The 14,674-nt window shown below is 64.9% G+C and carries 13 protein-coding genes; 12 read left to right on the top strand and 1 reads right to left on the bottom strand.

The annotated features are described in order from the left end of the window. Window positions 1-128: 128 nt before the first annotated feature. The 4 genes from G7016_RS07240 (at window position 129) to G7016_RS07255 (ending at window position 5,586) form a co-directional block, all read left to right on the top strand. Window positions 129-3,137: a PAS domain-containing protein gene (locus G7016_RS07240; RefSeq protein ID WP_219856229.1), complete on the top strand. Its 3,009-nt coding sequence runs from the start codon at window positions 129-131 to the stop codon at window positions 3,135-3,137. A gap of 97 nt (window positions 3,138-3,234) precedes the next feature. Further along, complete coding sequence (locus tag G7016_RS07245; RefSeq protein WP_181112255.1) at window positions 3,235-4,083, top strand: transporter substrate-binding domain-containing protein; 849 nt, start codon at window positions 3,235-3,237, stop codon at window positions 4,081-4,083. Window positions 4,084-4,116: 33 nt separating this feature from the next. Continuing rightward, entirely contained in the window at window positions 4,117-4,839 is a 723-nt protein-coding gene (locus G7016_RS07250) for an ABC transporter permease (RefSeq protein WP_181112257.1), read from the top strand. 9 nt (window positions 4,840-4,848) lie between these two features. Next, on the top strand, window positions 4,849-5,586 hold the full coding sequence (locus G7016_RS07255) for an ABC transporter permease (RefSeq protein ID WP_181112259.1): 738 nt from the start codon (window positions 4,849-4,851) through the stop codon (window positions 5,584-5,586). Between the two features lie 44 nt (window positions 5,587-5,630). On the opposite strand, the gene G7016_RS07260 is transcribed toward G7016_RS07255, so the two are convergent. Next, the gene (locus tag G7016_RS07260; RefSeq protein ID WP_181112261.1) at window positions 5,631-5,843 is read right to left on the bottom strand and encodes a DUF2934 domain-containing protein; all 213 of its coding nucleotides are present in this window, start codon (window positions 5,841-5,843) and stop codon (window positions 5,631-5,633) included. Between the two features lie 198 nt (window positions 5,844-6,041). On the opposite strand from G7016_RS07260, the gene G7016_RS07265 reads away from it, so the two are divergent. From G7016_RS07265 to gspG, 8 genes are all read left to right on the top strand, one after another. Beyond that, entirely contained in the window at window positions 6,042-7,064 is a 1,023-nt protein-coding gene (locus tag G7016_RS07265; RefSeq protein ID WP_181112263.1) for an acyl-CoA dehydrogenase family protein, read from the top strand. Further along, complete coding sequence (locus G7016_RS07270; RefSeq protein WP_181112265.1) at window positions 7,061-7,825, top strand: PIG-L deacetylase family protein; 765 nt, start codon at window positions 7,061-7,063, stop codon at window positions 7,823-7,825. The genes G7016_RS07265 and G7016_RS07270 overlap by 4 nt, the downstream gene beginning before the upstream one ends. Further along, window positions 7,822-8,421, top strand: a complete 600-nt coding sequence (locus tag G7016_RS07275; RefSeq protein WP_181112267.1) for a methyltransferase domain-containing protein — start codon at window positions 7,822-7,824, stop codon at window positions 8,419-8,421. Before G7016_RS07270 ends, G7016_RS07275 begins: the two co-directional genes overlap by 4 nt. Beyond that, window positions 8,418-9,080, top strand: coding sequence for a glycosyltransferase (locus G7016_RS07280; protein ID WP_181112269.1), 663 nt, complete (start codon window positions 8,418-8,420; stop codon window positions 9,078-9,080). Before G7016_RS07275 ends, G7016_RS07280 begins: the two co-directional genes overlap by 4 nt. A 339-nt stretch (window positions 9,081-9,419) precedes the next feature. Beyond that, window positions 9,420-11,144 carry a subtype B tannase gene (locus G7016_RS07285; RefSeq protein ID WP_181112271.1) on the top strand — a complete coding sequence of 575 codons (1,725 nt, stop codon included), beginning with the start codon at window positions 9,420-9,422 and terminating at the stop codon, window positions 11,142-11,144. 120 nt (window positions 11,145-11,264) lie between these two features. Further along, complete coding sequence (gene gspE / locus G7016_RS07290; RefSeq protein WP_181113074.1) at window positions 11,265-13,007, top strand: type II secretion system ATPase GspE; 1,743 nt, start codon at window positions 11,265-11,267, stop codon at window positions 13,005-13,007. A 1-nt stretch (window position 13,008) separates the two neighbouring features. Then, on the top strand, window positions 13,009-14,226 hold the full coding sequence (gspF, locus tag G7016_RS07295; protein WP_181112273.1) for a type II secretion system inner membrane protein GspF: 1,218 nt from the start codon (window positions 13,009-13,011) through the stop codon (window positions 14,224-14,226). A gap of 15 nt (window positions 14,227-14,241) precedes the next feature. Then, entirely contained in the window at window positions 14,242-14,670 is a 429-nt protein-coding gene (gene gspG / locus G7016_RS07300) for a type II secretion system major pseudopilin GspG (protein ID WP_181112275.1), read from the top strand. Window positions 14,671-14,674 lie beyond the last annotated feature (4 nt).

Below are 14,674 nucleotides of genomic sequence, written 5' to 3' on the forward strand. Positions count from 1 at the left end.
CCAGGGCGCCGCCACAAGCTCTGCGCGCGCCGATAATCTGTAATCCTGCCGCTTTGGCAGGTTATCCCCTACACTTGCGCGCCGCACACTCTCGGCGGATTCAAGGCGTGGCCAGGGCAGCAGTACCAATGACACAAACCGACATCACTTTCGCGCAGGGCTTTCTGTCCGGCGGCGGCGAAATGGGCGCGCGCATCCGCGCCTTCGATTGGGCCAGCACGCCGCTGGGTAACCCGCAGGGCTGGCCCCAATCGCTGCGGTCGGCCATGAGCATCTGCCTCAACTCCAGCCTTCCAACGGCGATCTACTGGGGGCCAGAGCTGCGTCTGCTCTATAACGACGCCTGGGCGTTCATACCTGGTGAACGCCACCCAGGGTGCCTGGGGCAACCCGCCGCCGAGGTGTGGCGCGACATCTGGCACATCGTTGGGCCGCAGTTGAACCAGGTACGTGATAGCGGTGAGGGCTTCACCGTGTTTGACCAGTTGCTGCCGTTGATGCGAAACGGTGAGGTGACCGAAAGCTACTGGAACTACAGCCTCACGCCTATCCGCGGCGAAACGGGTGACATCGCGGGCATTTTCAACCAGGGCCACGACACTACCCGGCGCGTGCTGCACGAGCGCCAGCGTGAAGCCGACCTGGCGCGCCAAAAGCGGATGTTCGAGCAGGCCCCCGGGTTCATGACCATATTGCGCGGGCCCGAACATGTGTTCGAGTTTGTGAACAGCGCCTACCTGCGGCTGTTCGGGCACAGGGGCTTTATCGGCAAGCCTATTCGCGAGGTGTTCCCTGAGCTTGAAGGCCAGGGCTTCTACGAGTGGCTGGACCGCGTGTACACCACCGGTGAACGTTTCGTGGCCAAGCGCACCCCGATCATGCTGGCCTACGAAGGGGCGCCCAGCGAGCAGCGCTACCTGGACTTTATCTACGAACCGCTCACGGACGAAGCCAACCGGGTGATCGGCATCTTCTGCGAAGGTTTTGACGTGACCGAAGCGCACCTGGCCCAGGCCGCGCTCGCTGCCAGCGAGGAGCGGTTTCGCGCGGCGCTGGCCATCGACACTGTCGGCGCGGTGTTTTTCACCGACGACGGCGTATTGCTGGACGCCAACGAAGCCTTCCTGCGCATGAGCGGGTACAGCGCCGAGGACGTGCAGGCCGGCCGGTTGAACTGGAAAATGCTCACGCCGGCCGAGTGGCGGCGGCCCTGGCTCAGGGCAATGGCGGAGCTGAAGGCCTGCGGCGTCGCCACACCGTTCGAGCGCGAGCATCTGCGCAAGGACGGCAGCCGGTGGTGGTCCCTGGTCGCAGCCAAACGCCTGCCGGATGGCAGCTGTTTCGAACTGGTGGTGGACATCACCGACCGGGTGCGCGCCGAGGAAGCCCTGCGCGAACAAACCCGTACCCTGGAAACCCTCGACCAGATCAACAAACTGTTGGCCGGCGACCTGGACCTGGAACGGGTGGTGCAAACCTTGACCGATGCCGGGGTAGCGCTCACAGGCGCCCGGTTCGGCGCGTTCTTCCATAACGTGCTGGATGACAGTGGCGAGCACCTCACCCTGTTCACGCTGTCTGGGGCCGAGCGGGAACAGTTTTCCGCGCTCGGCGGGTTGCGCGCCACGCCGGTGTTCGCCCCGACCTTCCGTAACGAAGGCGTGGTGCGTTCCGACGATATCCTGGCCGACCCCCGCTACGGGCAGCGGGGCCCCCACAACGGTATGCCCGAGGGCCATCTGCCGGTGCGCAGTTACCTGGCAGTGTCAGTGGTATCCCGGGCGGGCGAAGTGCTGGGTGGGCTGTTTTTCGGGCACCCCGAACCCGGCCGCTTCGGCGAGCGACACGAGCGAGTGATGGTCGCCCTGGCTGCCCAGGCCGCTATCGCCATCGACAACGCACGGTTGTTCCAGCAGGTACAAACCGCCAATGAAACCCTCGAGCAGCGGGTGGCCGAGCGTACTGAAGAACTCACTCAGGCACACGAAGCCCTGCGCCAGGCGCAAAAGATGGAAGCGGTGGGGCAGCTCACGGGCGGCATTGCCCACGACTTCAACAACTTGCTGGCGGGCATCATCGGCGGGCTGGAGATCGTCGAACAGCGGCTCAAGGCCGGCCGTTCGGATAACCTCGACCGCTTCCTCAAGGGCGCGCAGAACTCCGCCCAGCGGGCGGCCGCACTCACCCAGCGGCTGTTGGCGTTTTCCCGTCGGCAAACCCTGGCCCCCCGCCCCCTCGACGTGAACCAACTGGTGATGGGCATGCAGGAGTTGATCGGGCGTACGGTGGGCCCGGCGATCGAAGTGCGAGTGAGCGTCACAGCGGGCCTGTGGCCAGCCTGCGTTGACGCCCCTCAATTGGAAAGCGCACTGCTGAACCTGGCAATCAATGCGCGTGACGCCATGCCTGCAGGTGGCAGCATCACACTGGAAACCAGCAATCTGCACCTCGATAGCAAAGCCGCCGTAACCTATGACCTGCCACCGGGCGAGTACCTGCGCATTGGCGTGACGGATACCGGCACGGGCATTCCCGGGAACATTATCGAGCGGATTTTCGACCCCTTCTTCACCACCAAGCCCATCGGCCAGGGCACCGGCCTGGGCCTGTCCATGGTGCACGGCTTCGTGCGCCAGTCGGGCGGGCAGGTGCGGGTTCATTCCGAGGTGAACCTGGGCACTACGGTCAATCTTTACCTGCCACGCCACCTGGGTGAGGCGACGCCGGAGGGTAGGCCCGTACCCGTGGCGGCGGCGGAAACCGGCATGGGCGAAACCGTGCTGGTGATTGATGACGAGGCCACCGTGCGCATGCTGATGGTGGAGGCGCTGGAGCATGCCGGTTACCGCACCTTGCAGGCCAATGATGGGCCAGCCGGCCTCAAACTGCTGGCGAGCGAGCCCCGCATCGACCTGCTGGTGACTGACGTGGGCTTGCCCGGCGGCATGAATGGCCGCCAGGTGGCTGACGCGGCGCGCATGGCACGCCCTTCGCTTCAAGTCCTGTTTGTGACCGGTTTCGCCGAGCATTCGGTGCTGGCTGCGGGGGACCTGGAAGACGGCATGGCGGTATTGAGCAAACCCTTCTCCATGGCCAGCCTGGCAGCGAACGTTGCCCGGATGCTCGGCAACCCCTGAGCCTTTTGCGATTTTGTTGTGCCGTTGCGGTAACAGCTAACCTGTGAATGTGTCGAAACGGGGCGCGGTTACTCATCACCCACACAGGAACGCAACGATGCGAGAGAGCGATAAACGCTGGGCCATGGGGCTGCTTGCGGCCTGCCTGCTGGCAACCGGTACGGCCAACGCCAAGGACTGGAGCCGCGTGAACATCGCCACCGAAGGCAGCTACGAGCCGTGGAACCTCACCCTGCCGGGCGGAAAGGTGAGCGGCTTCGAGCCTGAACTGATGGAGGTGCTGTGCCAGCGCATGAAGCTGGAATGCGTGCTGAAGGTGCAGAACTGGGACGGGATGATCGCCAGCCTCAACGCCGGCAAGTTCGACGTGTTGATGGATGCGATCGTGATCACCGAAGAGCGCAAGCAGGTGATGGCCTTCTCCACCCCTTATGCCCGCACGCCAGCGAGCTTCGCGGCCATGGACGCCAAGCTGCTGCCCGGCACGCCTGGCAAGGAAGGCGCCATCACCCTGGCCAATGACCCTGCTCAGATCAAGCCGGCCGTCGAGGCCCTGCGCAAGGCATTGGACGGTAAAACCATCGGCATTGCCTCCGGCACGGTGTACACGCCGTTCATCGACGAGTACTTCAAGGACGTGGCCACGGTGCGCGAGTACAGCACCTCGGCGGACGCGATCCTGGACCTGAACGCCGGCCGCATCGACGCGGTATTCGACGACGTGACCTTCCTCAACGCCACCCTGGAAAAGCCCGATAACAAAGGCCTGGCGTATACCGGGCCGGAGATCGCCGGGCCCATCTGGGGCGAAGGCGAGGCGTTGGGCTTTCGCAAGGCGGACACCGACCTCAAGGCCCGCTTCGACGCCGCCCTCAAGGACGCCATCGCCGATGGCACGGTCAAGCGCCTGAGCGAGAAGTGGTTCAAGGTGGACCTCACCCCGTAATGGCCCTTGCCCGACCACGAAGGAGACACCCGCATGGCGCTTGTGGAGCTGCTGGGCTTCAGTGAACACGGCTGGGGGCCGACGCTGCTTCAAGCGGCGGGAATGACCCTGGTGCTCACCGCTGTAGCGCTGTTGATCGGCGCAGTGGCCGGCGCCCTGGTGGCCATGGCCAAGTTGTCATCGCGGCGGGCACTGCGCTGGCTGGGAGAGCTGTATTCCGTGCTGTTTCGCGGCATTCCGGAATTGTTGGTGATCTACCTGTTCTACTTCGGCGGCGCCACCATGGTCTCGGCAGTTACCCACTGGTTCGGCGGCGGTGGCTACATCGACGTGCCGCCCTTTGCGGTGGGCGCGCTGGCGGTGGGGCTGATTTCCGGGTCGTACCAGGCCGAGGTGTACCGGGGCGCGTACCTGGCGGTACCCAAGGGCGAACTCGAAGCGGCCAGCGCGATTGGCATGTCCCCTGCCCTGCGCCTGCGCCGGGTACTGATCCCGCAGGTGTTGCGCTTTGCCCTGCCTGGGTTGGGCAACGTGTGGCAGATGAGCCTGAAGGATTCGGCACTGATATCGGTGATCGGGCTGGTGGAGCTGATGCGCGCCAGCCAGGTGGCGGCGGGCTCGACGCGCCAGTACTTCACCTTTTACATCGTGGGCGGCCTGGGGTATCTGGCGCTCACGTGGCTGTCGGGCCGTGTGTTCGCCGCCGCCGAAGCCCGCGTGCGCCGCACCCGCCGTACCAATGCGATGCACTCCTGAGGGCCTGTGGTGATCGACTTCGAATTTTTGGGTAGCACCCTGCTCAAGCTGATGGGGGCGCTGCCCACCACGCTCGGGTTGTTCTTCGCGTCGCTCGTGCTAGGTTTGTGCCTTTCGCTTGGGGTAGTGGCCTTGCGGGTGAACCGGCGCCTTTGGTTGAGTTACCCCGCGCGTGGGTATATCGCGCTGTTCCGCGGCACCCCATTGCTGGTGCAGATGTTTCTGATTTACTACGGCCTGGGGCAGTTCCCCGAGGTGCGCCAGAGCTTCGCCTGGGTGGTACTGCGTTCGCCCTATGCCTGCGCCGTGCTCTCGCTGGCCTTGTGTACCGCAGGGTACACCGCCGAGATCATCCGCGGTGGCCTGTTGAGCGTGCCTCAAGGGCAGATCGAAGCAGGCCTGGCCATCGGGCTCTCTCGTTGGCAGCTGCTGCGCCGGATCATTGCCCCCATCACCTTGCGCCAGGCGCTGCCGGCATACTCCACAGAGGCCATTCTGCTGGTCAAATCTACGGCACTGGCCAGCCTGGTGACCGTGTGGGACGTCACTGGCGTTGCCCAGCAGATCATCCAGCGCAGCTACCGCACCCTTGAGGTGTTCGCCTGCGCCGCGGCTATTTATCTGGTGCTGAATTTCCTGGTAGTGCGCGCCGTGGCCTGGCTGGAGCACCGCCTTGCCGTGCCGACGCGCCCCTTGGAAAGCGATGCCCCGGCACAAGCTACGGCGCCCCTACCTACCGACCCTTGACGCTGACTGCGCTGAACCGGCTCGGCCTGCCTACCCGCCGGCAATCAGGCTTCAGGCTTGGGCATCGGCTGCGCCACGCCACTTTCCACCCCACCGGACGCATCGTCCAGTGTATCGGCGTTGCTGGTATCGCTCGCTTCCGATTCCAGCTCGTCGCTGGCCTGCTTCCAATGCGAATGCGCCGCGCCTTCCGGGCGGCCTTCGCGCTCCCAGAGTTCGTACGCACGGTCTCGGATCTTGCTTTCGTCCACGCTCATGGCCGTAGTCCTCGTTCGCTGATGGCTGTTCCCACATCGACCCGGCAACGGGCCGTAAGTTGGATGAAAGCGATACCGTGCCGACGGCTGGCCAGGCCCGCCAAGGCTTCTGACAGAAGGCACGCGGGCCGATGAAATGTGCTGAACCCGTTGCGCTTGTGCAACTCCTATACAAAACGCAGCGACGGGACAATTTTGATGAGCACAGCAGCCGCTTACCTGGGCCAAGGTACTGCTCGCCTTACGGGCGAACCGGTTGCCAGCGCCGACCTGGATATCGAGCAGTACCTGCGGGACCTGATCGCCGCAGGGAAGGACCGCCTGCCATTGCCCGGTGGAGGCAACACCCTGCAGCGCTGGCGCGCCTTGGCACAGGTCGCGGCCATCGACCTCTCACTGGTGAAGTTTTACGAGGGGCATACCGACGCGCTGGCGATCCTCGCCGAGTTGGCGCCCCAGCACGCCCCAGGCGAGGGTTTGTGGGCTGTGTGGGCTTCCGAACCGCCCAATGCACGGGTGCGCGCAGAGCGTATGAGCGATGGCCAATTGCGCTTGCATGGCACCAAAGCCTGGTGCTCAGGGGCGGCGCAGGTCGATCATGCAGTGGTCACCGTGTGGGGCGCCAACGACGAGCCCTGGCTGGCCGCGGTCCATTTGCGCCAACCCGGGATCGAGATCATCGACGGCGCCTGGCAGGCAGTTGGTATGGCGGCCACGGCCAGCCTGGACGTGCGCTTCGATGGCGCCGTGGCGCAGGTGATTTGCGCCGGTGACGGTTACCTCCAGCGGCCGGGCTTCTGGCAAGGCGGCGCCGGCATTGCCGCCTGCTGGTATGGCGCCGCCGCCCGCCTGAGCGAATACCTGCGCGATGGCAGCAAAACCGACCCCCATGCGCTGGCCCATCTGGGCGCCGTGGATGCCAGCTTGTCCATGGCCGCCGCCAGCCTGCGCGAGTGCGCGCATTGGATAGACGCCCACCCCACCCGTAACGCTGAACTGCCGGTGCGGCGGGTGCGCGCCCAGGTTGAACACACCGTTGAGCAGGTGCTGCACCACGTGGGCCGCGCCTTGGGCGCTACCCCCTTCTGTCGCGACCGCCACTTTGCCCGGCTCGCCGCCGACCTTCCTGTATTCGTGCGCCAAAGCCATGCCGAGCGTGACCTTGCCGACCTTGGGGCCTTGACCCGCCACCCTTCCCAGGCCGGAGATTGGCACCTATGACGGACGCGCCAAACCTGATACAGACTGCGGGCACGCCATTGGCGGCCTGGCAAGGCTCGCATCGCCTGGCCGCAGTGCCGGCCATCAGCCTCGATGAACTGGCCCCACCGGGCCACCGGGTGGTGGTGGTGGCGCCTCACCCGGACGACGAAGTGATCGCCTGTGGTGGCTTGCTGGCGGCGCTGACAGAGCGCGAGCAGGAATTGCTGCTAGTGTCCGTGACCGATGGCGAAGGGAGCCACCCTGGCTCCCTCGACTGGCCGCCAGAGCGTTTGCGTGAGGCCCGTTACGCTGAAAGCGAGGCGGCCTTGCGCGCGCTCGGCCTGGCGCCGGAGCGGTTGGCCTGGCAGCGCCTGCATGCACCTGACAGCCAGGTGGGCAACGACGAGGCCGGCCTCGCCGCCACGCTGAGAGCGCTGCTGCGGCCCACTGACCTCGTATTTACCACCTGGAGGCTGGACGGCCACTGCGACCACGAAGCCGTTGCCCGCGCCTGCCTGGCCGCCACTGCCGACGCGGGTGCCCAATTGCGCGAAATCCCTGTATGGGCCTGGCATTGGGCTACACCCGAGGATGACCGCCTTCCATGGGAGCGGGCTCGCCGCCTGACACTCACGCCGCAATGGCTGGCACGCAAACAGGCGGCGCTTCATGCGCATCAGAGCCAGCTCCATCGTGACCCCACCACCGGCGCCGACCCTGTATTGAGCGAAGAAGCCCTTCGGCGATGGCTGCAACCCTACGAGGTGGTGTTCCTATGACCGACCCGGAAGGCTACTTCAATAACCTGTACGACGGCGACCCGGACCCTTGGGCCTACCGCCGCCGCTGGTACGAGAAACGCAAGCGCGACCTCACGCTCGCCTGCCTTCCCCGCCAGCGTTACCGCCGTGGCTTCGAGCCGGGCTGTTCGAACGGAGAGCTGAGCGCGGAGCTGGCCCAGCGCTGCGACCAACTGCTGTGCACCGACCTCAACGCCCAAGCCGTGGCCCTGGCGCAAGAACGGCTGGCCGGCATCGAGGGGGTGGAGGTACGCCAGTGTTCGCTGCCCGATGACTGGCCTTGCGGCGAGTTCGACCTCATCGTGCTGAGCGAAGTAGGCTACTACCTGACCTCCGAAGCCTGGGAGCAAGTGGCTACCCGGGCAGGCAAGAGCCTGGCGGCTGGCGGTTGCGTATTGGCCTGCCATTGGCTGCACCCGATCGAGGGCTGCCGGATGGACGGTCATGGTGTACATCAAATACTGGCGCGGAAGCTGGAACTTGAGCCCCTGATTCACCATCTTGAGAAAGACTTCATTCTGGAACTCTGGGGCCACCAGCCGGTTGGCTTCGATTTAAGCGAGGTGGTCGAATGATCGGCGTTCTGGTCCCGGTTCATAACGAAGAGAAGCTGTTGGGGGCCTGCCTGAGCTCCGTACTCAAGGCAGCCAGGCATCCTGAGCTTGCCGGGGAAGAGGTGGAAATACTTGCTGTACTGGATGCTTGCACCGACGGTTCGCATGCCATCGCCACAGCACTGGGCGTGCAGACCCTGAGCGTGAACAGCCGTAATGTGGGCCATGCCCGCAGCGTAGGGGCCAGTTACCTGCTTGGCCGCGGTGCGCGCTGGCTGGCCTGCACCGACGCCGACAGCCTGGTGGGCGAAGACTGGCTGTGCAACCAGCTGAAATTCGGCGCAGAGGCTGTGTGCGGAACGGTGCATGTTGAAGACTGGAGCGGCCACTCCGCCGGCGTGCAAGCTCGGTACATGGCCAATTATCAGGACCGCGACGGCCATCGGCACATTCACGGCGCCAACCTGGGCGTATGCGCCAAGGCTTACCGCCGCGTCGGGGGCTTCCGCCCACTCAGCGCCCACGAAGACGTGCACCTGATCGAAGACCTCGAGCGCAGTGGTGCCCGCATCGTGTGGACACATCTGAACCGGGTGATCACCAGCGCCCGCTTCGATTGCCGAGCGCAGGGTGGGTTCAGCGATTACTTGAAGGGATTGGCAGAAGGCGTGCAGCCCTGATATCAACTCTCGAATAGCCTGATATCAAAAAGCCGGCACTTATGCCGGTTTTTTATTTCCCTGTTGATACATTCAAATAAACAAAACGCATACCTTTTGCACTTCAAAGGCATTACCCCGCCAAAACCCTCCCACCTATATTCAAGCGCGCCGGCCGCACTCCGGCATTGTTTGCACAACGGCCCACCCTGGGCCACCACGGGCTTACCTCACAACAGCAACACCAAGGTAACCCTGGGCTACGCACGTTGAGCAGCGAGGCTTTGCCCTCACGCCTCACCGCTTCGCCTGAACTTCCGTTGGACGATAAAAACAACTAACTCTTCAAAGGATATGACCATGCGAATGAACACCGCAGCCAAGCCTTTCGCTCGCGCCGCCTTGTGCCTTGCATTGACGGCCGCCCTGGGCACCGCCGCCCACGCCAGCGGCAAAAACAGTGACGATACCTTGAAGTTCGATTCCAGCACGGGCGGTACAGCAGGATCGGTAACGGTATTCGGGCAAACCGTAACGTACACCGCCTACACCGTGACGTACGTGGCCAAGCCCAACGACCCCGCCCAGCAAGTGATGACGATCTACATTCCGTCCAACGCGACTCAGGCCTCGCCCATCTTCATGCCGCTCAATACCGGCGGCTATATGCAGCTGGACCTGCTCACCCCCGCTGATGTGACTACCGCCGATGAAACCGGCGCCAACCGCGCGGCGGCCATGGCCCTGGCCAAGGGCATTGTGGTGGCTTCCGCCGCAGGCCGGGGGCGCAACTCCACGTTAGTGATCGACGGCGTGACCACCGAAGTGGGCGATGGGCCTTCGGCGATCGTGGACCTCAAGGCCGCGGTGCGCTACCTCAAGCACAACGACAAGGCGATGCTGGGCAACGCCGAAAAGATCATCATCAGCGGCACCAGCGGCGGCGGCGCCTACAGCTCCCTGGTGGGCGCAACCGGCGACAGCCCGTTGTACAAGAATTACCTGAACGAACTTGGCGCCGCCCAGGAAAGCGACGCGGTCTTCGGCGTGGCGCCCTACTGCCCCATCACTGACCTGGACAACGCCAACGCCGCTTATGAGTACTACTTCAACGGCACTGGTATTACCGTGGCCCATCCCAGCGGCGGCACCCTTAACCTGAGTGCCAACGACCAGGCGCTGTCCACAGTGATGGCCAACCAGTACGTGCCCTACCTCAACGGCCTGGACCTCAAGCACCCGCGCACCGGCGCGCCGCTCAAGCTCAACAGCTACAGCCCGGACGCGGTACGCGGCGGTAGCTATCGCAACTACGTGTACAGCGTGCTGGGCGACTCGGCCACCCGGTTCATTCTGCAGAACGGTTATGTGAACGGCGACGGCAGCCTCAACAGCGCCGGGCAAACCTACATGAGCACCGCGGCCACCATGAACGGCCTGGCGTCGGGCCTGGCGCCCAAAGACTTCATCAGCTGGAACGCATCTACCCGTACCGCGACCCTTACCAGCTGGAAAAACCTCATGCTGTTCATGAACCGGATGAAGCCGGTGGGCGCCTTCGACAATGGCTTTGCCAGCGTTACCGGCGAGATGGACGCCTTCAACACCGACCCCACGGTGCTCAGCAACGATGTAACGGTGGCCAAGGGCTGGAACCACTTTGACGAGAACCTGGGCGACGCCATCGCCAAGGCCGGGCTCAAGGGCGCCACCGGTTACACCAGCGTGAAAGGCTTTGTGGTGAAAGACGCAGTGGCCAAGTGGGCGGCGATGATGAACCCCATGTACTACATTGTGAAAAGCCCTCGTAATACCGGCCTTGACGTCAACCCCTACGCTGCGCAGGCCTATGGCTCCAGCGAAGTGGCGCGGCACTGGCGGATCCGTGTGGGCTCCTATGACCGTGATTCCTCACCGTTCGTCAGCCTCAACCTTGCCACCGTGTTGCAGAACCGGGGAGCGGGCGTGAACTACCAGATCGCCTGGAACCAGCCTCACGCCGGTAACTACGACAACAGCGAGCTGATCGCATGGATGCTCAAGGTTGCGAAAAACGATTCGCGTGGCGATTCACGGCACGACTGAGACCACGAGCCTGAACAGGACGTAGCGACAGGGGGGCGCTTGCCGCTTCCCTGCGCGCCTTGCGCTACGAGGGGACGCATGATGCAGGCAACCGAAGCCAAGAAGGCAGGCGGTGGGCAAATGGCGCCGGTGTGTGAGCCGATGCCGGCGTTACAGGGAGAGGCCGCTGAGCGGGCACTCTGCGACTATCTGGTGGCGGCGGGCCAACTCAAGGCCGTGGACCATGAGCGCGCGCGCCGCTTGTACATTGGCGCCGACACCGCTTCGCCACCCACCGAAGCCTTTACGGCATTCCTGCTGCGCCTGGGGCTGGTAGCCGAGCGGGACCTGGCGCACGCCTGGGCCAGCCTGCTCAATGTGCCCCTGGTCGATGCCGAACAATCGCCAGCGCCGCCAGAAGCACTGCCATCCCTGCCGTTGCGGTTCCTCGAACAGTTCCAGCTGGTGCCGGTAAGCAAGGACCCGGACGGCACCTTGCACGTCGTGCTGGCAAACCCGGCGGACCCTTACCCGCTCGACGCCGTCGCCTACGCCTGTGACTGCCCGGTACGGGTGTCCATCGGCTTGCGTGGCGACATCCAGGCCATGATCGAACGCTATTACGGCCAGGGCCGCTCGGCCATGGGCGCCATTGCCCAAGGCATGGGCAACGACGCCCAGTCGCTGGACGACATCGAACACCTGAAGGACCTTGCCTCCGAAGCGCCGGTCATCCGCTTGGTGAACCTGATCATCGAACGCGCGGTAGAGCTGCGCGCGTCGGACATTCACATCGAACCGTTCGAAAACCACCTCAAGGTGCGTTACCGCGTCGACGGCCTGCTGCAGGAATCCGAAGCGCCGCCGCCCCGCTCCACCGCCGCGGTGATTTCGCGGGTGAAGATCATGGCGCGGCTGGACATTGCCGAGCGCAGGCTGCCCCAGGACGGGCGGATCATGCTGCGCATACAGGGCAAGGAACTGGACCTGCGGGTGTCGACGGTGCCCACCAGCTTCGGCGAGTCGGTGGTGATGCGCCTGCTGGATCGCGCCTCGGTGCGCTTCGACTTCGCCAGCCTGGGGTTCGCCGGCCAGGCACTTGAGAACTTCCTGCCGGTACTCGAACGGCCCCATGGCATCGTGCTGGTGACCGGGCCCACCGGCTCGGGCAAAACCACCACGCTGTACACCGCCCTGGCCCGGCTGAACACCGCCGAGCGCAAGATCATCACCGTGGAAGACCCGGTGGAGTACCAGCTCGAAGGCATCAACCAGATCCAGGTCAAGCCCAGCATTGGCCTGGGCTTCGCCGGTGCCCTGCGGGCTATTGTGCGGCAGGACCCGGACGTGATCATGATCGGTGAAATGCGCGACCTGGAAACCTGTGCCATCGCCATCCAGTCTGCCCTTACCGGGCACCTCGTGCTGTCCACACTGCACACCAACAGCGCGGCGGGCAGCATCACCCGGCTGCTGGACATGGGCATGGAGGATTACCTGCTCGCCTCCACCCTCAACGGCATCCTGGCGCAACGGCTGGTGCGCCGGCTGGACCCCGACCTGCGCGAAGCCTACGAGCCCCTGCCCGAGGTGATCGCCGACTACCAGCTGGAGCGCTACACCGAGGCGCGGCCCATACGCTTGTACCGCCCACGCGGCGGGCTTGCCGGGACCGATGGCTACCGGGGGCGCAGTGCGATCAGCGAGCTGCTGGTGCTCGACGACACCCTGCGCAGCCTGCTCATGCGCCGCGCCGATGCCGCCACGCTGGAGCAGGCCGCCCGCGAACGAGGGATGGTCACGCTCTACGAGGACGGGCTGCGCCAGGCGCTGGCCGGAGTGACCACCCTCGAAGAAGTATTACGTGTGACGCGGGGGGACTGACATGACCCGCTATCGCTACAAGGCGCTGGACGCCGATGGCATCGCCTCTCAAGGCCTGCTCGAAGCCACCGACGAGCACGCGGCGGCGAGCCAGCTGCATGGCCGCAACCTGCTGGTGCTGCAACTGGTGCCTACTGCCGAGGGGTCACTGGCCGGCCAGGGCTGGCGCGCCTGGTTCACCCGCCCGCCGCTTTCCGCCGCCGCGGTGGCGCAGTTCACCCAGCAACTGGCCACCTTGCTGGACGCCGGCCAGCCCCTGGACCGTGCACTCAACATCCTGCTCACCAACCCAGCGGACGCTCGGGTGGGCGCCTTGCTGGAGCGGGTGCGTGAGCATGTGAAGGCCGGCAAACCGTTGTCGTCCGCATTGGGACAACACCCCGAGCAGTTTTCGGTGCTGTACGTGAGCATGGTCCGCGCGGGCGAAGCGGGCGGTTCGCTCGCGGCCACGCTCACTCAACTGGCAGCGTACCTGGAACGGGCGCAGGCGCTGCGGGGCGAGGTGATCAATGCGTTGATCTACCCGGCGTTCCTCGTGGTGGGCGTACTGGGGTCGCTGGCCTTGTTGATGGCGTATGTGGTGCCGCAATTCGTACCCATTTTCGCGGACCTGGGCGTTCCGGTGCCGGTGCTCACCCAAAGCGTGCTGTGGCTGGGCCAGGGGTTTTCCGATTACGGCCTGGCGGCGCTGGTAACCGGTGTGGCCGCGCTGTGGTGGCTGCGCGCGCGCCTGGCCGAGCCGACGCGGCGGCTGCGCTGGGACAGGAACCTGTTGCGGCTGAAGTTGGCCGGCCCGCTGCTGCAGCGGCTGGAGACCGCGCGGCTGGCGCGCACCCTGGGGACGTTGCTGCACAACGGCGTGCCGTTGCTGGCTGCCTTGGCCATCGGCCACGACGTGTGCACCAACCAGGCCTTGCGTGGGGCCGTGGCCGCGGCGGCCGACCGGGTGAAGGACGGCGCGCCGCTGGCCGCCTCGCTTGAACACAGCCGGCTGTTGCCGCCGCTCGCGCTGCAAATGGTGCAGGTGGGGGAGGAATCCGGGCAACTGGACACCCTCCTGATCAAGGTCGCCGATGTCTTCGACCGCGAGGCCAAACGCAGCATCGACCGCCTGCTCGCTGCCCTGGTGCCCAGCCTGACCATCGTCATGGCCGTGCTGGTCGCCTTCATCATGCTGGCCATCATGCTTCCGCTGATGAGCCTCACCAGTAATATCTAAAAGGCTGCTACCGGTATGAGAACACTGCCCCCTAACCCCCTCTCCCGCCACCAGCGCGGCTTCACCCTGCTGGAAATGCTCGCGGTGATCGTGCTGCTCGGTATCGTGGCCACGATCGTGGTGCGCCAGGTGGGCGGCAACGTGGACAAAGGCAAATACGGTGCTGGCAAGGCGCAGCTCGCCAGCCTGGGCATGAAGATCGAAACCTACGCGCTGGACGCCGGGGCGCCGCCCAAAGCCCTGCAGCAGCTGACCACGCGCCCCGCCGATGCCCGCAATTGGAACGGCCCCTATGCCAAGCCTTCAGACCTGCAAGATCCCTTCGGCCATGCCTTCGGCTATCGCGCGCCGGGGCAACATGGGCCCTTTGACCTGATTTTCTACGGCCAGGACGGCCAACCCGGCGGCGATGGCTATAACGCCGACCTGGGCAACTGGGAGTAACGGT

This window comes from Pseudomonas japonica (assembly GCF_013522925.1).
In the GTDB taxonomy this organism is placed as follows: domain Bacteria; phylum Pseudomonadota; class Gammaproteobacteria; order Pseudomonadales; family Pseudomonadaceae; genus Aquipseudomonas; species Aquipseudomonas japonica_A.

Bases quoted from the DNA above. Each gene is read 5' to 3' on its own strand.
- G7016_RS07275 (WP_181112267.1), top strand. From the start codon at position 7,822: ATGACCGACCCGGAAGGCTACTTCAATAACCTGTACGACGGCGACCCG.
- G7016_RS07285 (WP_181112271.1), top strand. From the start codon at position 9,420: ATGCGAATGAACACCGCAGCCAAGCCTTTCGCTCGCGCCGCCTTGTGC.
- G7016_RS07270 (WP_181112265.1), top strand. From the start codon at position 7,061: ATGACGGACGCGCCAAACCTGATACAGACTGCGGGCACGCCATTGGCG.
- G7016_RS07245 (WP_181112255.1), top strand. From the start codon at position 3,235: ATGCGAGAGAGCGATAAACGCTGGGCCATGGGGCTGCTTGCGGCCTGC.
- gspG (WP_181112275.1), top strand. From the start codon at position 14,242: ATGAGAACACTGCCCCCTAACCCCCTCTCCCGCCACCAGCGCGGCTTC.
- G7016_RS07280 (WP_181112269.1), top strand. From the start codon at position 8,418: ATGATCGGCGTTCTGGTCCCGGTTCATAACGAAGAGAAGCTGTTGGGG.
- gspE (WP_181113074.1), top strand. From the start codon at position 11,265: ATGGCGCCGGTGTGTGAGCCGATGCCGGCGTTACAGGGAGAGGCCGCT.
- gspF (WP_181112273.1), top strand. From the start codon at position 13,009: ATGACCCGCTATCGCTACAAGGCGCTGGACGCCGATGGCATCGCCTCT.
- G7016_RS07250 (WP_181112257.1), top strand. From the start codon at position 4,117: ATGGCGCTTGTGGAGCTGCTGGGCTTCAGTGAACACGGCTGGGGGCCG.
- G7016_RS07265 (WP_181112263.1), top strand. From the start codon at position 6,042: ATGAGCACAGCAGCCGCTTACCTGGGCCAAGGTACTGCTCGCCTTACG.
- G7016_RS07240 (WP_219856229.1), top strand. From the start codon at position 129: ATGACACAAACCGACATCACTTTCGCGCAGGGCTTTCTGTCCGGCGGC.
- G7016_RS07260 (WP_181112261.1), bottom strand. From the start codon at position 5,843: ATGAGCGTGGACGAAAGCAAGATCCGAGACCGTGCGTACGAACTCTGG.